Source organism: Ligilactobacillus animalis KCTC 3501 = DSM 20602, assembly GCF_001434535.1.
GTDB lineage: Bacteria > Bacillota > Bacilli > Lactobacillales > Lactobacillaceae > Ligilactobacillus > Ligilactobacillus animalis.
Window position 1 is genome coordinate 1 of record NZ_AYYW01000043.1, and the last position, 204, is coordinate 204.

The 204-nt window shown below is 46.6% G+C and carries 1 protein-coding gene; it reads left to right on the forward strand.

Annotation, left to right across the window (positions count from 1 at the left end):
• Nucleotides 1-15: 15 nt before the first annotated feature.
• A partial coding sequence (locus tag FC30_RS07715) for a hypothetical protein (RefSeq protein WP_156400137.1) occupies nt 16-204 on the forward strand: 189 nt, incomplete at its 3' end.

Here is a 204-nt window from a genome sequence, read left to right on the forward strand (position 1 = left end):
TACGGTGCTTGGGATATGGACAAAAATACTTTGCCCGAGTACAAAGTAGACCAAGTGGAAAATTATGAACCAAGCCAGTCAGTGGTCGAGTCAGTGGTCGAGGCAGTGGTGGTAACGCCAGAAACAGAAACTTTGACCGTAGACATCTACTACAACGCTAAGACAGCAACCGAAGTAGAAGAAAAAGTAGCGTTGCGCCAGATC